The sequence below is a fragment of the Chengkuizengella axinellae genome (assembly GCF_030730905.1).
In the GTDB taxonomy this organism is placed as follows: domain Bacteria; phylum Bacillota; class Bacilli; order Paenibacillales; family KCTC-33759; genus Chengkuizengella; species Chengkuizengella axinellae.
Genome location: NZ_JAVAMP010000009.1, coordinates 23,612 through 47,105, shown reverse-complemented (window position 1 = coordinate 47,105; position 23,494 = coordinate 23,612). Strand labels below are relative to the sequence as shown.

General features: G+C 34.4%; 21 protein-coding genes. 20 read left to right on the top strand and 1 reads right to left on the bottom strand.

Annotated features, from left to right (window positions below):
• Positions 1-13: 13 nt before the first annotated feature.
• Complete coding sequence (locus Q5Y73_RS16255) at positions 14-1,171, bottom strand: NAD(P)-binding domain-containing protein (protein ID WP_305992976.1); 1,158 nt, start codon at positions 1,169-1,171, stop codon at positions 14-16.
• Between the two features lie 180 nt (positions 1,172-1,351).
• Here Q5Y73_RS16255 and Q5Y73_RS16250 point away from each other — a divergent pair, with 180 nt between their 5' ends.
• The 20 genes from Q5Y73_RS16250 (at position 1,352) to Q5Y73_RS16155 (ending at position 23,355) form a co-directional block, all read left to right on the top strand.
• Positions 1,352-2,737, top strand: coding sequence for an ABC transporter substrate-binding protein (locus tag Q5Y73_RS16250; RefSeq protein ID WP_305992975.1), 1,386 nt, complete (start codon positions 1,352-1,354; stop codon positions 2,735-2,737).
• A gap of 140 nt (positions 2,738-2,877) precedes the next feature.
• Entirely contained in the window at positions 2,878-3,756 is an 879-nt protein-coding gene (locus Q5Y73_RS16245) for a carbohydrate ABC transporter permease (RefSeq protein ID WP_305992974.1), read from the top strand.
• A complete protein-coding gene (locus Q5Y73_RS16240) occupies positions 3,757-4,575 on the top strand; it encodes a carbohydrate ABC transporter permease (RefSeq protein ID WP_305992973.1) in 819 nt (272 codons plus the stop codon). It begins immediately after the preceding gene.
• Between the two features lie 7 nt (positions 4,576-4,582).
• Positions 4,583-6,364, top strand: coding sequence for a cache domain-containing sensor histidine kinase (locus tag Q5Y73_RS16235; protein ID WP_305992972.1), 1,782 nt, complete (start codon positions 4,583-4,585; stop codon positions 6,362-6,364).
• Positions 6,361-7,965, top strand: coding sequence for a response regulator (locus Q5Y73_RS16230; protein ID WP_305992971.1), 1,605 nt, complete (start codon positions 6,361-6,363; stop codon positions 7,963-7,965). Before Q5Y73_RS16235 ends, Q5Y73_RS16230 begins: the two co-directional genes overlap by 4 nt.
• A 30-nt stretch (positions 7,966-7,995) precedes the next feature.
• Positions 7,996-9,588, top strand: a complete 1,593-nt coding sequence (gene nagZ, locus Q5Y73_RS16225) for a beta-N-acetylhexosaminidase (RefSeq protein ID WP_305992970.1) — start codon at positions 7,996-7,998, stop codon at positions 9,586-9,588.
• A gap of 167 nt (positions 9,589-9,755) precedes the next feature.
• A complete protein-coding gene (locus tag Q5Y73_RS16220) occupies positions 9,756-10,229 on the top strand; it encodes a hypothetical protein (protein ID WP_305992969.1) in 474 nt (157 codons plus the stop codon).
• 35 nt (positions 10,230-10,264) lie between these two features.
• Entirely contained in the window at positions 10,265-10,768 is a 504-nt protein-coding gene (locus tag Q5Y73_RS16215; protein ID WP_305992968.1) for a hypothetical protein, read from the top strand.
• Between the two features lie 35 nt (positions 10,769-10,803).
• Entirely contained in the window at positions 10,804-11,277 is a 474-nt protein-coding gene (locus Q5Y73_RS16210) for a hypothetical protein (RefSeq protein ID WP_305992967.1), read from the top strand.
• Positions 11,278-12,130: 853 nt separating this feature from the next.
• Entirely contained in the window at positions 12,131-12,958 is an 828-nt protein-coding gene (locus Q5Y73_RS16205) for an electron transfer flavoprotein subunit beta/FixA family protein (protein WP_305992966.1), read from the top strand.
• Complete coding sequence (locus Q5Y73_RS16200) at positions 12,958-13,983, top strand: electron transfer flavoprotein subunit alpha/FixB family protein (RefSeq protein WP_305992965.1); 1,026 nt, start codon at positions 12,958-12,960, stop codon at positions 13,981-13,983. Before Q5Y73_RS16205 ends, Q5Y73_RS16200 begins: the two co-directional genes overlap by 1 nt.
• Positions 13,976-15,271, top strand: coding sequence for an FAD-dependent oxidoreductase (locus tag Q5Y73_RS16195; RefSeq protein ID WP_305992964.1), 1,296 nt, complete (start codon positions 13,976-13,978; stop codon positions 15,269-15,271). The genes Q5Y73_RS16200 and Q5Y73_RS16195 overlap by 8 nt, the downstream gene beginning before the upstream one ends.
• A gap of 2 nt (positions 15,272-15,273) precedes the next feature.
• Complete coding sequence (locus tag Q5Y73_RS16190; RefSeq protein ID WP_305992963.1) at positions 15,274-15,570, top strand: ferredoxin family protein; 297 nt, start codon at positions 15,274-15,276, stop codon at positions 15,568-15,570.
• Positions 15,571-15,925: 355 nt separating this feature from the next.
• Positions 15,926-17,797 (top strand): asparagine synthase (glutamine-hydrolyzing), encoded by a 1,872-nt coding sequence (gene asnB, locus Q5Y73_RS16185; RefSeq protein WP_305992962.1) that lies wholly within the window; start codon positions 15,926-15,928, stop codon positions 17,795-17,797.
• A gap of 159 nt (positions 17,798-17,956) precedes the next feature.
• Positions 17,957-19,453: a UDP-N-acetylmuramoyl-L-alanyl-D-glutamate--2,6-diaminopimelate ligase gene (locus tag Q5Y73_RS16180; protein ID WP_305992961.1), complete on the top strand. Its 1,497-nt coding sequence runs from the start codon at positions 17,957-17,959 to the stop codon at positions 19,451-19,453.
• A 192-nt stretch (positions 19,454-19,645) separates the two neighbouring features.
• Positions 19,646-20,491 carry a helix-turn-helix domain-containing protein gene (locus tag Q5Y73_RS16175; RefSeq protein WP_305992960.1) on the top strand — a complete coding sequence of 282 codons (846 nt, stop codon included), beginning with the start codon at positions 19,646-19,648 and terminating at the stop codon, positions 20,489-20,491.
• A gap of 75 nt (positions 20,492-20,566) precedes the next feature.
• A complete protein-coding gene (locus Q5Y73_RS16170; protein WP_305992959.1) occupies positions 20,567-21,001 on the top strand; it encodes an SRPBCC family protein in 435 nt (144 codons plus the stop codon).
• 238 nt (positions 21,002-21,239) lie between these two features.
• Complete coding sequence (locus Q5Y73_RS16165; RefSeq protein WP_305992958.1) at positions 21,240-21,842, top strand: HAD family hydrolase; 603 nt, start codon at positions 21,240-21,242, stop codon at positions 21,840-21,842.
• 67 nt (positions 21,843-21,909) lie between these two features.
• Positions 21,910-22,107, top strand: a complete 198-nt coding sequence (locus tag Q5Y73_RS16160) for a hypothetical protein (protein ID WP_305992957.1) — start codon at positions 21,910-21,912, stop codon at positions 22,105-22,107.
• Positions 22,108-22,602: 495 nt separating this feature from the next.
• Positions 22,603-23,355 carry a polysaccharide deacetylase family protein gene (locus Q5Y73_RS16155; protein WP_305992956.1) on the top strand — a complete coding sequence of 251 codons (753 nt, stop codon included), beginning with the start codon at positions 22,603-22,605 and terminating at the stop codon, positions 23,353-23,355.
• Positions 23,356-23,494: the final 139 nt, after the last annotated feature.

Sequence of the window (23,494 nt, the reverse complement as noted above, 5' to 3'; positions counted from 1 at the left end):
TTTAATGTTTGTTTTAACAACATCCCACAGTTGTTTTTCCTTCTAATTGCTCAGAATCGCAACTTGCATTATCTGTAGCTTCTTTTTTGTTTACATTAGAAATACTGCATACTCCAGTTTCAGGTAATCTTAATTGCACTTGCTCCGAACTTTCAATATCTCCTGTTAAATAAGCAACAACAGAGCGAGCCTGTTCATATCCAGTTGCTAATAAAAAAGTAGGTGCCCTACCATAACTTTTTGCTCCAATGATATAAAAGTTTTTTTCAGGTTGTCTTAACTCCTTCTCTCCATGAGGTCTAACTGTTCCACAGCTATGAATATTTGGATCAATCAGTTCAGCTAATTCAGGTACAGATTCTAAAGAAGGATCACTTGCATGCCTTATCTCTTTAAGCATATTAAAGTTAGGTCTTGAACCTGTATTTGAAATGATTTCATCTATTCCAGAAATCATATGATTTTCATCATCTTTTACACCTAAAACACTTAATTTATGGTTTGAGTCTCTTTGAATGGAGTGAATATACAATGGTGTGTGTACTATGACTTTTCCAGTTTGAACTAGCTCTTGAATGCGTGATCCTAGTTTACCACGGGCAGGAAGTGCATCATTTTCTTTTCCTCCATAAGCTTCACTAAGCGTATTTTTTCTAAGAGCCCAAACTAATTTTGTGTTTTCGTTTTGTTTTTGTAGCTCAGCAAGCTCTAATAGAGCATTGATGGCTGAATGACCTCCACCCACAACTAATGTGGTTTTTCCTTCGTACCGTTTGCGATTTTTGCCGAGCACATCAGGGATACCATAATAAATTTGATTTTTAGCTTCTTGTTCTCCTTCTGCATCAATGCCTCCAGATCCGATTGGATTTGGGTTTTGCCATGTACCTGTAGCATCTATCACTGCTTTTGTTTCATACATATGAAATGCATTGCCTTCTTGAACATGAATGACAAATGGAATATCCTCTCGACCAAATGTTTTCACTTTATCTAAACCTTTTCTACCAATAGAAATGACTTTACTATTTAAATGAATATGTGGTTTAAACTCTGGTAAGCTACTTAATGGGGCTAAGTACTGTGATACAATTTCCCCTCCTAAAGGTAATTCATCTTCTATTGGAAGTGGGATCTCATGTTTTATTAATAGTTCCTTTGCTATTGTCAATAAAAAATCAAAAAAAGTTGATATAGATTTTCATAACACTTGTGAAACAGAGGACTGTTCATGATTAGAGAATTTTATCCCCTTATCTTTTTATTTAGACCTCCCTTTAAATAACGTTTTCTCCCTATAATAATTACAAGAAACAAATTGTTTAATCAATCTCTTGAGGAGGGTCTATAAATGAAAAAATTATTGCTTATAGTTTTGATGTTAACGTTTGTTAGCTCCATCGTATTATCTGGATGTGGTACAGATAGTGAGACAAGCACTGAGGACACGCCAACAGATACAGCAGAAGATAAAACAAAAGATGAGCCTGTCATCCTTGATGAAGCAGATAAACAAGAACCTGTTACACTCACTTTACGTCATACCCAAATTGGTGAAGGCAAACAGAGTCGTCTTGTACTATTGGAAGATGCGGTAGCGGATGCAGAAAGTAAGTTGGAGCATGTTACATTTGAATTAGAAGCGGTTGATCATGAAGTGAATCGATTTGATAAACTGCCAGCTGAAATGGCTGCAGGAAATCAACCAGATATTTTTGATTTGTTCGGAGGTACGGATACGATTAGATATGCCAAAGCAGATCGATTGCTTCCATTAAATAGTATATTAGACGAACTTGGGTTAACGGATCAATTTATTGAGCTAGGTGAATTTACGGTTGATGGAGAGATTTACGGTCTACCAATTGGAGGTTTTACAGAAGGATATTTTTATAGTAAACCCATCTTCGAGGAATTGAGCGTCGAACCCCCAACTACATGGGCTGAATTAGAAAATATAGCCACCAAATCTAAAGAAGCGGGTTATGTACCATTTGCGATGGCTGCACAAGGTGCATGGGTTCCTATGATGACAATGAATACGCTAGTTGGTCATTCAGCAGGACCTGACTCCATTCAAGGTTTAATTGATGGGACTCACAAATGGACAGATCCAGAGATCGTTAATGCCTTTGAAGTATTGCAGGATTTCGTAGCGAAAGATTACTTTAAACAAGGTTCGTTAGGTTTAGATTATGGGGAACAGCGCAATCAGTTAATTACTGGAGAGGCAGTAATGATGTTTGATGGCAGTTGGACCAGCTCTGTATTTACAGATCCTGAACAAGCGGGTGATATGCTTGGAGATGTTGGTTACTTCGGTATGCCAGGTGTGCCAAATGGTGTGGGAGATCAAACAGCAGTAAATGCAGGTTTCTCAAACGGATACGGTTTTTCATCATCCATTGCAGACGATGAAAACAAATTAACAGCTGTGAAACAATTTATTCAAAGCATGTATAACGAAGAGATGCAAAAACGTGGCCTTATTGAAGATAATGTAATTCCATCTATGAAAGTTTCAAATTTATCAGGAGTAGATCCATTAATGTCAGAAATCATTGAAGTGATGAATTCTGCTGGAGGTGCTTTCCCTGCAATTGATGGAGTGGTTCAAGCAGAAGTAAATACAATACTTGGAGAAGGAATACAACGAATTCTTGGTGACGATGTAGATCCATTAGAAATGTTAGAGGAAGTACAGCAAATTCAAGAAAAAGCGAATCAGGAGCAGTAAACGATAGATATAAGATAAGTTTGAATTTTGGAATACAACAGTAACCTTCAAAATATATGGCCACCTTCCTCCATTTTCTTCAGAAGGTGGCTTAATTTCTATCACATGATAGGGTTAATTTAGAATTGGAGTGGACTCTGATGAACAAAACTTTAAAAAACCCCCTGGTATACATTTTATTTTTACTCCCTACAATATTGCTTTACTGTTTATTTATGGGGGTGCCTGTCATTCAAGCCTTTTATTATGGTTTTACAGATTGGGATGGTTTAAATCCACACATTTTTAATGGATTAGAAAATTTCAAGGAAGCATTCAGCGATTCAGATTTCTGGTTTTCGTTGTTAAATAATGTATATTTCATCTATTTTTCGATTGTCATACAGCTTCCAATCATTTTGTTCCTTGCTTTATTAATTAGCCAAGTAAAAAGGTTCAAAGCTTTTTATAAAACCGCGGTATTCATTCCTTCCATTTTATCAACAGCTGTCATAGGCATACTATGGGGATTTATCTATGAACCTGATTCAGGTTTGTTAAATCAATTTTTAGCTCTTTTTGGAGTTGAAAAGATATATTGGTTGTCTGATAAAAACACGGCGATGATCTCCATATTAATCACAAATGCTTGGCAATGGACAGGGTTTTATATTGTGTTGATTTTAGCAGCTATTTTAGGAATACCAAAAGATCTACTAGAACAAGCAGAGATTGATGGTGCTACAACTTGGAAAAAATCAACTCAAATTATTATTCCTTTAATTAACCCTATTATTATTGTGGTGATGTTATTGTCCATTGCAGGAGCTATGAAAGCTTTAGATATTGTTTGGGTGATGACAGAAGGTGGACCGTTTGGAACGACGGATGTTATGGCAACTTACATGATTAAAGAAGCATTTCGAGAGTATCAATATGGTTATGGGAATGCGATCGCTGTACTTATTTTTATTTTTACACTCCTAATCACCGGAATATTTCAATGGATCACAAAAAATAAAGAGAGGATTGAATACTAAATGAAAAAAATATTCTCTCATATGATATTAATGTCGTATATACTAGTGATATTAATTCCTTTTGTGTTCGTATTATTTTCCTCTTTAAAAGAAAATAATATTGAAATTGTAACTAACCCTTGGGGGTTTCCGTCAACCTTCCATTTTGACAACTATGTGATGGCTTGGAACAATGCTAAAATTGGTACTTATTTTTTTAATAGTTTTTATATTTCTGTTGTTGCATCTCTAGTCACATTAGGATTTGGCGCCGCAACATCCTATGCACTAACAAGAATGAAATTTATCAAACTCAGCAAATTTTTCTATACGTTTATTTTATTAGGTCTTGTAATTCCTACAGGTTCGTTGCTCGTACCATTGTATAAGTTAATCACGGATTTTCATCTATATAATACACATCTTGCTCTTATTCTCCCTTATGCTACCTTTGCATTGCCTGTATCTATTTATATTATTTGTGCTTTTATGCGTGCGATTCCAAGTGAATTAGAAGATGCAGCCATGATAGATGGGTTAGGTGCATTTGGATTATTTATAAAAATCATTTTACCGATCTCTATCCCGCCGCTCGTCACGGTATTCATTCTAAACTTTCTTGGGAATTGGAATGAATTTGTCATGGCAAATTTCTATCTATCGAGTGAACATTTAAGAACATTACCTGTTGGTATGGTAGGGTTCAGAGATGCTTTTAATACTAATTACGCTCAGTTGTCCGCAGGGATTATGTTTAGTGTTGTACCTGTACTCATCATCTACAGTGTTTTACAAGAAAAGATCATTGAGGGGGTAACTGCAGGCAGCGTGAAAGGATAGGATGAATTTGAAATTAAGTCAGAAAATATTAATTGCTTTTTTTGGATTCATTATTATTCCATTGTTTTTAGTAGGTTTGACAGGTTACTATATTGCGCTTCAATTTATAGAGGAGAAATATAGTGAACAAACGAAATTGACTTTAAATGCAGTTTCTCAGAACATACGTTACATTGTACAGGACATCAACAATTTTTCGGACTCTTGGATTGTGAGCAATGATATACAGACTCTATTTAAAGAGCCAGTTACTACTGAATTAAGCAAAATAAAAGCAGAGAAAACGATATTGCAAAGTTTGCTGACACATCCAAATGTACAGGTGGCAACATTATATAATTTCAATGATGAGATTGTAACATCAGCAAAGAATGAAAATTTATATTCCATCCCTTTTGAAAGACTGGTTAACTCTGAAGTATATGAAAAAATGTTTGGATATACAGGTAGACCTATTTGGGTCACCCCATATGAAAATGAGACATTTTCAGCTGCTCAAAATTTATATACTCATGTGCGTGTAGTAAAGGATTTTTATACACTAGAAGACCTTGGCATGATTATGCTGCAAGTTGAGCTTCGAGAATTAATGAATATATTTAAATCATATGAACAGAATGGTCAAATTCCTGGGCAGCATTTTTTGCTGGTGAATGATCAAGGAACTATTTTTTTCGATCAGAAGAATTTATATGAAGGTCGTAATATTTTTGATCTGTTATCAACAGAGTTATCTTTAAATGAAAGATTTACGAGCTATAAAAGCGACTTTGATGGTGAAGAGAGCATTGTTTCCAGCTATCAACTTCGGATTGAAGAAATGATTGGTGGAGATTGGCACTTAGTATCCGTGACTTCTTGGGCGTTTTTAACAGAAGAAACAAATTCCATTTTAAAGTGGATTGCACTCATTACATCATTTTGTATTATCAGCGCATTGTTGTTTAATTTGTTTTTTGTTAGAGGAATTGTTCAGTCTATTATTCAGATTGTGAAAGCAATGCGTCGAGCAGAAAAAGGACACTTAAATGTGATGGTTTCAGAGAAGGGAAATGATGAAAGAACCGTTTTAGCTAGGGGATTCAATCACTTAATTCAAAGAATTCGATCCTTAATTGAAGAAGTGAAACAGGAGCAAGATAGAAAAAACAAAGCTGAATTGATGTTGATGCAGGCTCAGATCAAACCTCATTTTTTATTTAATACTTTAGAATCCATTAATGTATTGGCGATTCAGAATGAAGGTGAAAAAGTAAGTCAAATGGTGCAAAGATTAGGAAATATTTTAAGAATCAGTTTTCATGAACAAGAAGAAATTCATATGAAACAGGAAATTGAACATGTCAGAAGTTATTTGGAAATTCAAAAGTTCCGCTTTATTGATCATTTTGATTATGAATTTGACATCCAAGAAGAGATTCTAAAATCGAGTATTTTGAAGTTAACTTTGCAGCCCTTTGTAGAAAATAGCATACAGCATGCATTTGAATCAGCACAGCATAAAGGAAAGATACGGATTATTGGGAAAAAAGAAGGGGATCGCATTGCCATTTATATTGAGGATAATGGAAAAGGGATTCCAAATAAAATTTTAGAAAAGTTCCAATATGGACAGGATTTAATAAAAGATCAACTTTCTCATGATATTACAAACGGTTTAGGTATCAAAAATGTAGCTGAGCGGTTACGAATTCACTATGGAATGATGTACGGGGTTTTCATTTGCAGTGATGAACATGGAACAACGATAAAGTGTGTTATACCTCTGGATAAGGATGTGATGGCATGAACTTAAAATCGTTGATCGTTGACGATGAAATTCATATTGTGAAAAACTTACAGGCGGTTCTTCCTTGGAAAGAGATGGGGTACATGACTGTTGAAACGGCAGTAAATGGGCAAGAGGCGTTAGATATTGTCACTCAGCATGGAGAAGTAGATCTTATTTTGTGTGATATCAAAATGCCAGTGATGGATGGATTAACGTTCATTAATCAACTTAGAGGGCAAAATGATACATGTGAAATTATATTATTAACTGGATTTCAAGAGTTTAGCTATGCTCAAAAGGCGATTGAATACAGAGTAAGAGAATATATTTTGAAGCCAATTGATTATTTAAAGCTGGAAGATACGATTTATCGTTTAACCAAACAAATTAAACATCAAAAGCAGTCTAAAATGACTCAGAAGAAGATGGACAGCATTGCAGATTTAGCTTATGAAAAAGTATTCTACGATGTCATTATGAACTATTCATCAGCTCAAACTTATACATTAAATTTAAATGAGGATAAAAATGAGTTGCAATCCAAGCAGTTCTATTTAATATTAATCCATATTGAGGAGTATTTTAAAAAATCAATGGAATGGAGTCAGAACGAAAAGAAACTATGGAACTTCGCAGTAAAAAATGTATTACACGAAAAATTGGTTTATTTTGTAGATCGGTCTACCGTACTGCAAACTCGTGATGGTGAATGGTGTGTCATATTAGAGAGGGATTCTAATACATTTCATAAAAATAACATAAATGAAATGATGGAACACCTTGAAGAAACGGTTCTAAAATATTTAAAATTTAAAATCAATACTGTCCATTGGGAAAAACCGATCACGATGACATTACTTTCAGACACATATCAAAAATTACAAGCGATCATCGTATTAAGTTCAAATAAAGCTTATGCTCCAAAAGAGGCTTCAGCAAATTCCACCTCACATTTTTCCATGTGGAATGTTGTAAAGGAATTAATTACGGGGTTAAAACAATCAGATCGAAATAAAGTAGAAGCAGGTTTAGATCATTTAATTAAAGAGATTAATAGGATAACGGAACATTCATATCAAACCGCACAGCAGGTTTTACATTTTATGATTTTGCACTTCATTCGAGAAATGAACGAGCTTGGTATTATTGACGCTGAAGAAGAACAAAGGTTTTGGAATATGCTAAAACACAGCAGTTCAGTAAATGATCTGTTACAAGCCATAAATGATTTAGTTTATTTTTGTTTGGATAAAATTAGCAGTAAAAAAAGCAGTGATGTCTTGATGATTTCAGCAGGTGATTATATTCAACATCATATTTCGTCCGATCTAAGTATTGATGAATTGTCTGATTATTTAAAAATTAGTCCTAGTTACTTCAGCCTTTTATTCAAACAGCATTTTCATATGACTTTTGTAGAATATGTGACGAAGCAAAGATTGGATTTAGCTAAATCATTATTAATCATGACAGAAAATAGTATTACTAAGATTGGTAAAATGATTGGATATGCGGAACGGAGATATTTTACGAAAGTGTTTCAGAAATATGAAGGGTTGTCACCTTCTGAGTATAGATTGAAATTTAGTGAAGTTAAGGATGGATTGAATTCAAGATAGAAGAAGTTTCAACAAGAATGGAGGGAAGAAATGAATATTCGAAATATGACTTTGAAACAAAAAATAGGACAGATGTTGATGTGTGGATTCGATGGATTTCAAGCAACAAAGGAGATAGAACAATTAATTAAAAATTATCATATTGGTGGGGTGATCTATTTTCGCAGGAATGTATCAACAATTGAACAAGTGCATCAGTTGTCTGTTTCTTTACAGGAGATAGCTAAAAAGAATGGTGAATCTCCATTGTTTATTAGCATCGATCAAGAAGGTGGAATGGTAAATCGAATAAATCAAGGAGTGACCTTGTTTCCAGGAAATATGGCGTTAGGTGCAGCACATGATCCGAATTTAGCATACCAAGCTGCAAAAATTTCAGGAGAAGAGCTACGCTTAATGGGCATTAACATGAATTTGGCCCCATGTTTAGATGTGAATAACAATCCAGCTAATCCAGTGATAGGTGTCCGTTCTTTTGGTGATAATGCTACATTTGTTGGGGATATGGGTTCTGCTATGGTAGAAGGCTATCAGGCAGCGAATGTTTCAGCTGTAGTAAAACATTTCCCAGGGCATGGAGATACAAATGTAGATTCACATTTATCTTTACCCGTTATCTCCCACGATTTAAATCGCTTGAATGAAGTTGAATTAGTTCCGTTTAAACAAGCCATAGCTAATGGTGTAGATGCCGTTATGACAGCTCATATTTTGTTTCCTGCTATAGAGTCAGAGCATAAACCATCTACTCTTTCTAAAAGTGTGATAACAGATTTGTTGAGGAAAGAACTGGGGTTTAATGGTGTTGTGGTTTCGGATTGTTTGGAGATGAATGCCATTTTAGAAGAATTCGGTATAGCTGAAGGTGCTGTTTTAGCAATTGAAGCGGGAGTTGACCTATTATTAGTTAGTCATTTATATGAAAGACAGGTAGAAGCATTTGAAGCTATATTCAATGCAGTTCAAACAGGGAGGATTTCAGAAAAACGCATTCACCAATCTGTTGAAAGAATTTTAAGGTTAAAACAGGAGCGAAAAGGATCTCAATACGATCTAAATTTTAGTGATGTTCAATCCAAGTTAAGATCAGAAACCAATTTAAAAACAGCAAATGAAATCACAAAAAAATGTGTCACATTGTTAAAAGATGGTACGAATCAGCTTCCTTTGGATTTGAGTCAGAAAACACTAATCATATGGTCTGAGGAAACAATGACAAGTCCAGTTGATGATGTTGTAAATGAGGTAATTACCTTGGGAACCGTTTTAAAACAAAAGATGTCAAACTTAGTTGAATATAAAATAGAATCAGCTCCTACCAAAGCCGCGATGCATCAAATATTAGAGATGGGCACTAGTTTTAAACAAATCGTAATGGCTACTTATGATGCTAAATCATCTCCAAAACAAGCGGAGCTAGTTAAGATATTGTACGAAAAGTGTGAAAAAGAGAACATAAAATTTATTGCAGCAGCTACTAGAACCCCCTACGATATACAAGTTTATCCAGAGGTAAGAACATATCTAGCTTGTTATGAGAATCGTCCCATGATGATTGAGGCTTTAGCAGATGTATTAATTGGAAAGCAGCAAGCTGTAGGTAGATGTCCTGTTGAACTATAAAATTAAGATTGCATCCACAAAATGGAAGTGTGTTTCAGTAATAGCTGGAACACACTTTTTATTTCTACACAGATGCGGAATTTTTTACTTATACAGAACAACAGTCCAATCTAACTTTATTAAATTGAATATAATATCAAAACTTATGTAGATAGGAGGTTGAAATAATGGGACAGTTTGACAAAACAATTTGTGATTGTTGCGTATGTCCGATGCAGTGTGTATTAGAACAGTTAATTGGTCAATTCGTTGGAATAATTACGACTAGAGAAGGAAATGAACTTACGATTAACAATGTAGATGATTTTACCGTATTTGCTACTGATGGGGCAAATCAAAATTATTCGATCCCAATCTGTAATGTATCTGCGGTATTTTCAATTCCTATTTCCCTACAAATCGAATTAAAACCTAGCAGAACTAATGTTAAAGGAGAATGCAGCTGCTGTGAGGATCCTACAAATAGACTGCTAAATACTTTAAGCAGAAGCCAAGAGTTAGAATTTACATTTTTAAATGGCAGTACTAGTGGATTCATTAGAGATATAGGAGAGGGAATCGTCCTTGTTGAAAGTGGAGGATTTCTAGAGGCAATTTCCATTTGTTATTTAAATAAAATCAATACACCTAGCCCATTTTAATTATTTATTATAACTATGAGAAAGGAGGTATCATTATGGGTGTTTTTGATGAAAGTAAATGCGAATGTTGTGTATGTCCGATGCAGCGTGTCTTGAAGAAAATCATGGAACAAACCGATCAAACGGTTTCCATAATTACAACTACAAATAGGTCTGATGATGTAACCATTACAGATATAAAGGATTTTATCTTGTTTGGTACTCAAAGTTTTGAAGGTGGAGTAATAATTGATGTGTATTTTCCAATTTGTAATGTATCTGCAGTTGAATTTTCACCTTCTCTTCAACTTCAGTTAACACCGAGCAAGGATAACCTCAAAGGAGAATGCACCTGCTGTGAAGACCCTGCCAATAAACTATTAAATCGACTTAGTAGAAGTGAGATGTTCAGTATTTCTTATTTAGATGGCCTTTTAAATCAAGCTACGATTGTAGAGGTTGGAGAAGGAATCGTTATTATTTTTGATGCGTTTAGTGGTAATTTACAAGCGATCTCTATATGTCAAATAAATGAAATAGGTCCAGCAACCCCTATTTAATATCGATAAATTCTACAGAAAGGAGGTAACATAAAATGGGTGTTTTTGATGAAAGTATCTGTGATTGCTGTGTATGTCCGATGCAGTGTGTATTAGATCAACTAAGGGACGAATCAGTTGAAATTTTTACAACCACTGTCTCAAGAGGAATAACTATAAACAATGTTGAAGACTTTATCCTTACTGGTGAATCGAGTGGAGACATGTTTTTCTATCCAATTTGCAATGTCTCGGCAGTTCGATTTCTGTCAGATGTTCCACTAAATTTAAAACCAAACAAGAAAAGTACTGGGGTATGTAGTTGCTGTGAAGATCCAACAAATAGGAGGTTAAATGAAATAGATAGAAATGAACCTGTGAATATTGATTTTTTAAATGGTTTTGTTAATGGTAATTTTATTACAGATATTGGGGAAGGGATTGTTGTTGTTCAAGATACTCCTGGTAGTCCAACTATGACCGCAATATCAATTTGTCAAATTACTGATGTGATCACGAATTTGGATTGATTTTAAAACAATAACCACTTAAATAAATAATCACGTACGTTTTAAACATGTATCTACAGAAATCTTTTAGTAAAGTAAAATTAAAGGTACTTGAGATATTCAAATACCTTTAAATTACATAAGCTTAATGTCATCATTCCCTTTTATCAATCATATTTTTAAACCTTTAATTAGGCATTAGACCGATTTTAAAATGGCAATAAAATTTTTCTCAAAATATTCAAATAATTATGATATAATAATATGTGAAAATAATAACTTTCACAATCAACGACATTAAATCCCACCAATGAATTGCGTAAATAGCTATGTACTTAAACATAAACATAACTATACACACAAGAATTCCGCAGAAATGTTTTAAACAGCCACTCACAACAAGAAATCTAATTTAACCACTATATAAATTCAACATAATTCAACTGATCTAATTAACAATTTTTCAAATTACTTCATTTATGTAAACACTTACAAAATGTAACTGACTCATAATATATTCTGTAACCCTGCAATGTTTTCATATAAATAAGGAGTGATTGTTTCACTACTTTCTTGTAGTGAACTTCGATACAAGTACGTCTTGTTTTGACAATGTAAGTAATATATACTCACAGCCTAAATTTATAGACGTTTCATGCTCTTAATAAATGTTTTATTACATCCATGTATTTTACTTTTCGTGTAAAGGCTATTTTGTATCGGTAAATTCAATACTAGTCAATCCATAAACCCACCTAATCAATGCTTATGATAACCAGTAAAGGTGGAGACCATTGCAGATCTAACTATGTGAATACAATCACAAATTTGTGATTGATATATATTTCATTTTACAAGGGGGAAGATACTAGACATGCATATCGTAGTTTGCGTAAAACAAGTACCTGACACTCGAATCATTAAAGTAAATCCAAAAACAAATACGTTAGACAGAAGAGGAATACCCGCAATTCTCAATCCTTTTGACTCTCATGCCGTTGAAGCAGGTGTTCGATTAAAAGAAAAGTATGGGGGTTCCGTTTCTGTAGTATCGATGGGGCCGCCTAATGCTGTAAAGATGATTAGAAAATGTGTAGAGATTGGAGCAGATGAAGGTTATCTTATCTCAGATCGTTTTTTCGCTGGGGCAGATACATTAGCAACAAGTTACGCACTTTATAAAGCGTTTGAAAAAATGCTGGAAGAAAAACCAGTAGATATTATCATTTGCGGAAAACAAACCATTGATGGGGATACGGGTCAAGTTGGACCAGGAATTGCTAGAAGATTGGATATTCCCCCAATTACAAATGTGATTGAAATTAAAGAAGTGGATGAAAAAGCAAGAAAAGTAATCGTAAAACGTAAATTAGAAGATGGTTACGAGATGATTGAATCCAGTATGCCTTGTTTATTAACAGTGGAGAAAGATATCAATCCAGTTTCCTATTCCCCATTACCGAATATGATCAGAGCAGCACGTTATGAACCAACCATTTGGAAAGTGGATGATTTAAACGATGTAGATAAAAAACAGCTTGGTTTAAAAGGATCACCAACGATTGTTGCCAAAATGTTTGCCCCTCCAAAACTAGAAGGCGGAAAAAAAATAGAAGGAAATGCGGAACAGCAATCGCGGGAAATCGTATCTTTGTTACTTGAAAAACCGGAACTTTTTGAGAAAAAGAGGGGTGGAGCTTGATGGAAAACAACAGAGGTGTATGGGTATATATGGAACAAAAGGAAGGACAGATTGTAAACGTCTCCTTAGAATTGCTGGGGGCAGGACGTAAGCTTGCAGAGAAACTTGATGTTCCTTTATCTGGTGTTTTGTTAGGAGATAAAGTCAAACATTTAATTCCAACCATATTTGAATATGGAGCAGATGAAGTGTATGTGATGGATGATCCCATCTTAAAAAACTATCGCACCGAATCTTTTATGAAGGGTGTCAATTATTATGCAGAGAAATACCAGCCTGAAATTTTTCTGTTTGGAGCTACGCCTAATGGGAAGGATTTAGCTAGTGCCGTTGCAACAGATTTGTGTACGGGTTTAACAGCAGATACAACGATGCTGGATGTAGAAGTGGAAACGAGATTGTTAGAAGCGAGTCGACCAGCTTTCGGTGGGAATATTATGGCTACGATTTTATGTAAAAAACATAGACCACAAATGGCAACCGTCAGACCCAAAGTAATGAAAGCCCTTCAACCTGAAATGGGACGTAAAGGAAAAATTATTGAAGATTCTTTGAATGTGAAAGAAGAAAGCTTGCGTACAAAAGTATTGGAAATTGTGAAGGATACAAAGAAAAAGTTGAAGCTGGATGAAGCGGACATTATCGTTGCAGGTGGGAAAGGACTTGGAGACGAAAAAGGTTTTACGTTAATTCATGAATTAGCAGAAGTTTTAGGTGGCAGTGTTGGCGCGAGCCGCGATGTTGTTGAAGCAGGTTGGGTCGGACACGACCATCAGATTGGTCAGACGGGCATTACAGTTACACCGAAAATTTATTTTGCCATTGGGATATCTGGAGCCGTACAGCATGTTGTTGGAATGAAAAATTCAGAGCTCATTATTGCTATTAATAAAGATCCAGATGCAGCAATATTTGACGCTTCTACTTATTCAGTTATTGGAGATGCACTAGAAATTTTACCGATTCTAATTGAAGAATTTAGAGCAGCATTAAAACAAGAGGATGGTGAACTGAAACATGCCTGAAAAATTTGATGTGATTGTGGTAGGAGCTGGACCTTCTGGTACTTCATGTGCTTATAAATGTGCGAAAGCAGGGTTAAAGGTTTTACAAATTGAACGTGGAGAATACCCTGGTTCGAAAAATGTAATGGGTGGTGTGCTTTATCGCAAACAAATGGAAGCAGTCATTCCAGAATTTTGGAAGGATGCACCTGTAGAAAGAGCGATTGTTGAGCAAAGAGCTTGGATGTTGGATAAGAACTCCATGGTCACGACTAGTGTGAAAAATAACGATTGGGAGAAAGAACCCTGCAATAACTATACGATTTTAAGAGCCAAATTTGATCAGTGGTTTGCAAATAAAGCAGTTGAAGCAGGTTCCTTATTAATAAATGAAACTGTAGTGTTGGAATGCATAGTAGAAGACGGAAAAGTAGTGGGGGTAAGAACGGATCGTCCAGATGGGGATGTTTATGCAGATGTGGTTGTGCTTGCAGATGGTGTCAACTCGCTATTAGCGAAAAAATTAGGCTATCATAACGAACTTAAACCCGAAGAAGTTGCACTTACCGTAATGGAAGTTTTGAATTTACCGAAAAACGTCATTAATGATCGATTTAATGTTACGGATAATCAAGGGGTTACGATCGAACTATTTGGAGACGCAACGAAAGGGAATTTGGGAACGGCTTTTATATATACAAATAAAGAAAGCTTGAATCTTGGGGTAGGAACTACTCTATCAAGTATGATTAAAGCGAAAATGAAACCTTATGAATTAATAGAATATGTGAAAAATCATCCCATGGTGAGACCTTTTATTGAGGGAGCGGAGTCAGCAGAATATTTAGCTCATCTGATTCCAGAGGGTGGATTTTACTCCATGCCGAAATTGTATGGAAACGGTGTACTATTAGTTGGAGATGCTGCACAGATGGTGAATGGGATTCATCGTGAAGGCTCCAATATGGCAATGGCTTCAGGAACATTAGCAGCTGAAACTATCATTGCAGCCAAAGAAAAAGGAGATTATTCAGAAGAGACTTTATCCAGTTATAAAACAGCCATACTTGATAGCTTTATCGGTCAAGATTTGAAAAAGTATAAGGATGCAAATCACACCTTTGAAGAGCAGCCACAATATTTTAAAGATTATATTCCAATGATTAATCGTGCCGCAAGCAGCTTTTTAACCGTTGACGGCACTTCAAAAAGAGATAAACAAAAGGAAGCTATAAAAACATTTACCAAAGAAAAAGGCACATTTACAGTTGTGAAGGACCTGTACCGTGCATGGAAGGTGATGAAATAAAAATGGAAGAAAAGAAAAATGCGCAAACGATAGAAGAAAAGCAATATCTCATTCGATTCAAGGCAGATACAGAATCACATTTGCATGTTTTGAGTCATGATGTTTGTATAGAAAAATGCCCAGATAAGCTTTGTACCATATTTTGTCCAGCAGAAGTGTACAAGTGGGAAGATATTCGGATGCATGTAGGGTATGAGGGGTGTCATGAATGTGGAAGCTGCCGTATCGGCTGCCCACATGAGAACATCAAATGGGAGTATCCTAAAGGTGGGCATGGGATTGTGTTTAGATTAGGATAGGAGAGGTTAGTTATTCTCGGATTAGAAATAAAAAAAAGATTTAAGCTTAAGGCACTGCTGTTATGGCAGTGTCTTTTTTTATAAGATACCCAAAAAAGTTAAGCTTTTATAGCTTATTCCGATTACTTTTTCGGGGTCCAGAACATATAGTCATCATTAGACATGGTTTAAAATAGAATATACCTAAAACATTTTGAAATTATGTTATTTCTTTCTTTTTAGTGGAAATAATATGATTGTGAGTACCACTTACCAATAGCAGGTTTTGTGATTCATTTAGGTTCAATGAAACAAAGGAGTTAATAATGATGGTTTAAGCATATGAAATTGATAATAGTGAAAGGAAACCAAAAGTATGTGTGGAATTGCTGGTTTATTATATTTTGATGATAGAGAACCTTCCCATGATATGTTGAACAAAATGGCAAATGTAATGATTCATAGAGGTCCAGATGATTGTGGTTATTGGAGTGACAATGCTGTAGGGTTAGCTTTTCGCAGATTATCTATCATTGATCTGAAAGAAGGACATCAGCCTTTGAGTAATGAGGACGAATCTGTTTGGATCATTTTTAATGGAGAAATCTATAACTATAAGCAACTGCGAAAAGATCTTAAAGAAAGAGGGCATCAATTCAAAACAAACACAGATACCGAAGTAATTGTACATTTATATGAAGAATACGGTGAGGGATGTGTTCATTATTTAAGAGGAATGTTTGCCTTTGTCATTTGGGATCGTAATAAACAATTGTTGTTTGGTGCACGAGATCATTTTGGTATTAAACCTTTCTATTATTATAGGAATGAACAACAGTTCATCTTTGGATCAGAAATAAAAAGTATTTTAACAGTAGACGGATTTGAAGGATCTGTTGATCATGAAGCTTTATTTCAATATTTAACATTTCAATATGTTCCTGAACCCAAAACAATGTTCAAAGGTATTTTTAAACTACCCCCGGCACATACCATTAAAGTGAGTTCGAATGGAAAAATACTACTGAAAAAATATTGGGACCCTTCTTTTGAACCAAAACAACGTCCTCTTGAGGAATTTATTGAAGAAACACGTGAGCGTATGAAGGATTCAGTTATTCATCACATGCAAAGTGATGTTCATCGAGGGTGTTTTTTATCAAGTGGAATTGATTCTACCGCTATTGCAGCCTATATGAAATCTGTTGAACCGATAAAAACTTTCTCCGTTGGATTTGAAGGTCCTAATAACGAAACTTTAATTGCTCAACAAACTGCAGATTATTTAGGTACAGATCATTATTCTAAAATGATATCTATGGAAGATTTTTTTGAAAGTGTTCCTAAAGCTATTTGGAATCAAGATGAGCCTGTTGCGGATCCTTCCGCCGTAGCATTGTATCATGTAGCTAAACTAGCTAAAGAGCATGTTAAAGTTGTCTTATCAGGTGAAGGGGCTGATGAGCTTTTTGGAGGGTATCGAATTTATAGAGAACCTCAAGCATTACAAGCACTATCGTGGCTACCCATGAAAAGCTTGCTTAACCGTATATTTCAAATGTTACCTAAGGGAATGAAGGGTAAAAATTATTTATTAAGAGCTACGACACCATTAGAGCAACGTTTTATTGGAAATGCAAAAATCTTCAGTGAGGATTTAAAAGGAGATATCCTAAATATAGGTGAAGAGAGTCTACATTTATTAGAAAATTCATTACAAATAGCAAACCGATTTTATCAAAAAACAAAACACCTAGATCCAGTTTCAAGGATGCAATATATTGATTTGAATTTATGGATGCCTGGTGATATTTTAATGAAAGCCGATAAAATGACAATGGCTCATTCGTTAGAACTAAGAGTCCCTTTTCTAGATAAAGAGTTATTTGAACTAACTCGTCAAATTCCTGTGAACTATAGAATATCAGAAGGAACAACTAAGTATGTACTGAGAAAAGCGATGGAAGGGATTATACCAAATTTCATCACGAATAGACCTAAATTAGGGTTTCCTGTACCTTTAAGAGATTGGCTTAAGCATAAACAAGGAGATATCATTTTAGAACAAATATTATCTAGTGACATCGAACCTTACATCAATTTAGAGTATGTAGAAAAAATGTTAAGAGAACATAGAAATGGGAATGGGGATTATTCCAGAAAAATTTGGACGATATATGTCTTTGCTTTGTGGTATGAAACTTACTTGTCGAGCAGCAAAGAATTAAGTCCTGTATTTGTAAATTGATCCTCTCTGAAAAGACAGTTTATATTTCTAAAAATTTATTAACATATTATATAGTAATAATTATTTGTTTGAAAAAGATACATATGAACATTGAATATGATTTTGTTGTTCTTATATATAAAATCGGTACAACCATCCTTAATAAGGAGGAAGAATTTTTTGAAACTTTATGAATTGTTACAGCTCATACCAGGTAGTCGTATAGTAGGAGATTCTAATAAAAGCATACAAGGGATTGAAGTGGATTCAAGGTTAGTGAAACCTGGAGATTTATTCATTTGCATTATTGGTTTTCAGATGGATGGACATCACTATGCCTCCCAAGCGATAAAACAGGGTGCAGCTGCTCTTGTCACTAATTATGAATTAGATGTAGAAGCTCCTCAAATTATTGTAAAAAACTCTCGATTTGCATTAGCCATATTTTCAAACCACTTTTTTAATTATCCCAGTCAAAAATTAAAACTAATTGGTGTCACAGGTACCAATGGGAAAACTACGACTACATATTTATTAGAAAAAATCTTACAGGACCGTGGTTTTCAAACAGGGTTGATGGGAACGATTGAAATGAAAATTGGAAATCGATCCCATGAGGTTAAAAACACAACCCAGGATGTATTGGAACTACAGCGAAGTCTTAGTCGAATGGTGGAATCGGGGGCTCAATATTGCGTGATGGAAGCTTCCAGTCATGGTTTAGAGTTAGGACGAGTAAAGGGTTGTGATTTTAAAACAGCTATTTTTACGAATCTCACACAGGATCATTTGGATTTTCATATGACAATGGAACAGTATAGAGAAGCTAAATCACTTCTTTTTTCAAGGTTAGGAAATATTTATAATGAAGATCCTGAGAAAAGGAAAACAGCGATATTAAATGCAGATGATCCATCCAGTGTTTATTTTGAAAAAGTGACCGCAGCACATGTAATTACATATGGAATTGATCAAGAAGCGGATGTTCGTGCGAAAGATGTGAAAACCTTCTCAGAAGGTACTTCATTCAGATTAGAGTCGTACGCTGGCAATGCTAATTTTCGTTTAAATCTAATTGGGAAATTTAGTGTTTATAATGTATTGGCTGCCATTGCTGCAGCTTTAGCTGAAGGACTGAACTTACAAGAAATAAAATCCTCTTTAGAGGCTGTAGAGGGTATAAATGGTCGCTTTGAAAAGGTTTCAGAAGGACAGGATTTTTCAGTGATAGTGGATTATTCTCATACCCCTGACAGCTTGGAGAACGTATTAACAACGATTAAACAATTTGCGAAAAGGAAAGTAATATGTGTATTTGGCTGTGGAGGAGATAGAGATCGAACAAAACGCCCTATGATGGGAGAGATCGTTGGTAAATATAGTGATTATTGTTTGATTACATCTGATAATCCAAGAACTGAAAATGGTTTAGAAATATTAAAAGATATTGAACCTGGTGTTATTAGTGCAGGAAAGTCCAAAGATCAATATGATTTATTCGTAGATAGAAAGCAAGCGATTGAAAAAGCAATTGAGATGGCAAATTGTGAAGACGTAGTTTTAATTGCGGGGAAAGGCCATGAGAATTATCAAGAAATAAATGGAATTAGATACGACTTTGATGATCGATTAATTGCTAAAAAAACTTTAAAAAAGTTTTCTGTGAAAAGACTATAAGTAACATGGATTGGAGACTTCTGCCCGCCCTCATTGAAATACTCCCATTTGATCATTCTGAAACCAGTTCATCTATAAACAGGTAATTCCTGAATTCGTACATTCATTAGTAAAAAAAACCATTGAAAGTAAGGCTCTCTTTACATATGTTAAAATTGTATCTAACAATGAGTAAAATAGAGAGGAAACTTAATGTTCATACCATACACACCCAAATACCCATTATCATTATTTATTGACTGTTTGTGGCGAGTAAAAGGACAAACTGCCACTGGAAAAGAAAAAATACTTCCAACTGAACATATGGAATTGATTATTAACTTTGGAGGTTATCATAGAGCGGCAATGAACCCATCAAATCCAGAACATTTTCAAATCAATAAAGAAGCTTGGATTGTTGGTCTACATACACAGCACCTTTTAGTAGAGTCCCTAGGAAATAGCGATATGATCGGAATACGATTCAAACCTGGTGGAGGCAGTGCATTTTTTGATTTCTCTATGAAGGAGTTAGAATCTAAGATTATAGACATGTCTCTCATATGGAAGTCCTTTATTCATGAAGTTAGGGAGAGAGTGTACGAAGAAGAGAATATAAATAACCAGTTTCTTATTTTAGAAGAGCTTTTATTGAAAAAATTAAAATATAATAAAGAACGTTTTAAAATTATATCACCTGCTTTAGATGAGTTGAACGAGATGCAATCCAATACATCGACTCAATTTATAAGTAGAAAAATTGGCGTAAGCCAAAAACATTTAATTCAAAAATTCAATGAAAACATTGGATTAACTCCAAATAAACTTTTACGAGTGCTTCGTTTTCATCAAGTTCTAAACTCGATTGACCCTTCTAAGGATGTTTCATGGTTGGAAGTAGCGTTAACAAATCAATATTATGATCAGGCTCATTTTAATAAGGACTTTCAAGCTTTTACTGGAATGTCTCCAACTGAATATATCTCTTCGAGAAAGGAAATATATGGAGAGGAATTGCAAAAAGGGGAAGATGTTAAATTTGTACCTTTGAACAGGTAAAGAATTTACAAGAGATTTTTCAGGAGAAGAAATAAGATAATATCATAAATGAAAATGATCTGGGAGGACAAAGAAATGAGTGAAGTTTTTTCTGAAAGTACTGTAGTGAATGAAAATATAGAAGAGGTATGGGGATTTTTAATAGATATGGAGGAAAATGCTTCAAAATGGATGCCAAACATTCCATATATGAAAAAGAGTTCAACTGGACAAGTGAACAATGGGACAAGTTTTACCTTTAAAGCAAGAGGTAAAGAACAAACTTCAACTATTACTCAATTTAATCCTAATGAAAAATTTACATTAACCTCAATTCAAGGTGATTTTCGAGCAGATTATACGTACTCTTTAACAAAACAAGCAGATAACACAACAAAGGTTTCACTTGTAGCAAAATGCGAAGCATCGGGTATGATGAAAATGGTTGCACCACTAATCAAGATCGCCATTAAAAAAGCAGATGGTGGTCAGTTAAACACTTTGAAAAAGGTTATTGAAAAAGGGAAATGAATTAAAGAGTAGAAATAAACATATAGAAGAGTAAATTATGTAATTATAATGACATCGTTTAGAACGATGTCATTATTTTGTTTACAGAATAAGTTAACATGTTAACGACTTCTTATCATTCAGAGTGGAAGGCATGTGGTAGAATATGTGGGGAATTGGTGGAAATAGCATCTATTTTTTTGGGAATTTGAATCTACTTTTTGAGTACTTTGAAAAAATTAGGAAAGGGGCAAAAAATTTGAGTTCAAAACCACAGTTGATTTTTGATATGGGAGGGGTATTAGTAACAAATTTAACACCACCATTTTGGCAAGACTTAGCCGATCAATATTCTATCCCATATGAAACTTTGAGAGCGAAATATAAACAGAATGTAGGTGCTACGCTATGGTCTGGGGGGATTTCCGAAGAAGATTTTTGGCTATGGTTAATCAGAGAGTTTCCAACCATACAAATAGAAACAGCACAAAAATTTTTGGAATTGAATCTGAAACCTTTGCCTGCTATCAAACATCTCTCCAAGTGGAGTCTACATGCTGATATTCATATTTTAAGCAATCATCGAGATGAATGGTTGAAACCGATTTTAAAAGATATTAAGGAATCTCTTAAAACTGTCTATGTATCTAGTAATATTGGTATTAGTAAACCTGATGTTCGTATATTTGAACATGTTCATGCTAGTTTTAACTATAAGCATAAAATTTTGTTTGTAGATGATAAGGAGAAGAATTTAGAAGAAGCGGCTAAACTTGGATGGCAAGTTTTACTGGCTGATGAGCATGGGGAGTGGGTTGAAGAGGTTGATGTTTTTTTGGAGAGAAATAAGAATAAAACTTGAAACGATTATAGATAGATCGTATTATAGCAGTAATAGTGAGAAATTGAAATTGAAAGGATGTCATTCGATGGATAAAATGATGGACAAGTTATCAATAAAAGGATTAATAGAACAAAGTATAAATACAGACGCAAAAATCATTGCCTTAACAAAATTATTAGCTGATCAAGGTGTGATTAGCTTAGAGGATTTTAATGAGGAACATAAAAAAGTCATGAAAAAATTCGATAGTTTAATGGATCAGTGGAGTAAGTCAGAAGAATAATGAATTAGTGTATTAAAAAAATAAATGAGAATCTTAAAAGATGATTTCCGATCGGATTCATCTTTTTTTAATATATGAAAAACATTTATGATATAAATTAGCTTAATGTAATGATAATAGATGTAAAAATAATCAAAATTGATTGTTCTAATAAACATAAGTAAGTAGGTGTTTTAAATGAATTATTATAAATTGAGCAAAGAAATTTCTTATGTTTTACGTCACGCTCCTTGGATGTCTCAACCTGGATAGCAGTAGATCAACCCTATGAAAAAATACTTAGTGATACAGACTTGAGGTGAGAAGTCTAGAGTTTGTCCTTGTTATAATAAAATAAATATTTCATCTCCTAAAGTCATTATTCAGTGATTTTTTTCTTCTTCCCATAATGGATAAAAACATCAAAATAAGCACACCATACTTGTACCAAAGTTAAAAAATGTAAAATGAGTTTACTATCAGGGAGTAGTAGATAAAAGATGCAGGTGGACTATTTTGAAGAAAAAGATGTTTTTAATATTAATTGTAATTGTTCTCTTTTTATGTTCCTCCAACTTAATTTTTTCTAAGGAACCCCCAACTCATGGGACTTATCCACTACAAATTAAATACCCAAAACTTATGCTTTATAGGGGAAATTCTGATTTTAAACAAATTGCTCTAACCTTTGATGATGGACCTGATCAACGTTTTACTCCAAAAATTTTAGATGTTCTTAAAAAACATGATGTTAAAGCCACTTTTTTTCTGTTGGGGGTACGTGTTCAAAAAAACCCTAATGTTGCAAAAAGAATTGTTCAAGAGCAGCATGTAGTTGGAAATCATACATATTGGCATCCTAACTTAGTTAAATCAGGTGCATTAGACTTGACATGGGAAATTAAAAAAACAGAGCAACAAATTAAAGAAACGACGGGATATGAAACTACATTATTTAGATCGCCTTATGGAATTGCAAATGATAAGTTAGTCCAAAAGCTAGCAGAATTAAATTATCGAGGTGTAGGCTGGTCGGTGGATACAGAAGATTGGAAAAGCTTGCCGTCAAAAAAAATAGTCAGTAATGTAATTAACAACATTCACTCTGGTGGAATCATACTGATGCATAGCGCAGGGCACTGGACCCAAGATCTATCAGGTACTGTAAATGCATTGGATCGATTAATACCTGCTTTAAAAAAGGAAGGATATGAATTTGTATCAATTCCAGAAATGTGGGATCGTATGCCTGAAAATGACTTGAAATGAAACATAGAAGAGGCTGGGACATAAGTTGAAATCTAGCTGGTTTTTGTACAATAAGCATAATTAAAACCGCATGAAATCAAGGTTTATAAATTTGATTTCATGCGGTTTATTCATTTTTGCTGGGTTTTGTCCCAGCCTC

What these genes read in the sequence shown, in the direction of transcription:
- Q5Y73_RS16250 (WP_305992975.1), top strand. Translation starts at nt 1,352, where the DNA reads ATGAAAAAATTATTGCTTATAGTTTTGATGTTAACGTTTGTTAGCTCC.
- Q5Y73_RS16245 (WP_305992974.1), top strand. Translation starts at nt 2,878, where the DNA reads ATGAACAAAACTTTAAAAAACCCCCTGGTATACATTTTATTTTTACTC.
- Q5Y73_RS16240 (WP_305992973.1), top strand. Translation starts at nt 3,757, where the DNA reads ATGAAAAAAATATTCTCTCATATGATATTAATGTCGTATATACTAGTG.
- Q5Y73_RS16230 (WP_305992971.1), top strand. Translation starts at nt 6,361, where the DNA reads ATGAACTTAAAATCGTTGATCGTTGACGATGAAATTCATATTGTGAAA.
- nagZ (WP_305992970.1), top strand. Translation starts at nt 7,996, where the DNA reads ATGAATATTCGAAATATGACTTTGAAACAAAAAATAGGACAGATGTTG.
- Q5Y73_RS16220 (WP_305992969.1), top strand. Translation starts at nt 9,756, where the DNA reads ATGGGACAGTTTGACAAAACAATTTGTGATTGTTGCGTATGTCCGATG.
- Q5Y73_RS16215 (WP_305992968.1), top strand. Translation starts at nt 10,265, where the DNA reads ATGGGTGTTTTTGATGAAAGTAAATGCGAATGTTGTGTATGTCCGATG.
- Q5Y73_RS16210 (WP_305992967.1), top strand. Translation starts at nt 10,804, where the DNA reads ATGGGTGTTTTTGATGAAAGTATCTGTGATTGCTGTGTATGTCCGATG.
- Q5Y73_RS16205 (WP_305992966.1), top strand. Translation starts at nt 12,131, where the DNA reads ATGCATATCGTAGTTTGCGTAAAACAAGTACCTGACACTCGAATCATT.
- Q5Y73_RS16200 (WP_305992965.1), top strand. Translation starts at nt 12,958, where the DNA reads ATGGAAAACAACAGAGGTGTATGGGTATATATGGAACAAAAGGAAGGA.
- Q5Y73_RS16195 (WP_305992964.1), top strand. Translation starts at nt 13,976, where the DNA reads ATGCCTGAAAAATTTGATGTGATTGTGGTAGGAGCTGGACCTTCTGGT.
- Q5Y73_RS16190 (WP_305992963.1), top strand. Translation starts at nt 15,274, where the DNA reads ATGGAAGAAAAGAAAAATGCGCAAACGATAGAAGAAAAGCAATATCTC.
- asnB (WP_305992962.1), top strand. Translation starts at nt 15,926, where the DNA reads ATGTGTGGAATTGCTGGTTTATTATATTTTGATGATAGAGAACCTTCC.
- Q5Y73_RS16175 (WP_305992960.1), top strand. Translation starts at nt 19,646, where the DNA reads ATGTTCATACCATACACACCCAAATACCCATTATCATTATTTATTGAC.
- Q5Y73_RS16170 (WP_305992959.1), top strand. Translation starts at nt 20,567, where the DNA reads ATGAGTGAAGTTTTTTCTGAAAGTACTGTAGTGAATGAAAATATAGAA.
- Q5Y73_RS16160 (WP_305992957.1), top strand. Translation starts at nt 21,910, where the DNA reads ATGGATAAAATGATGGACAAGTTATCAATAAAAGGATTAATAGAACAA.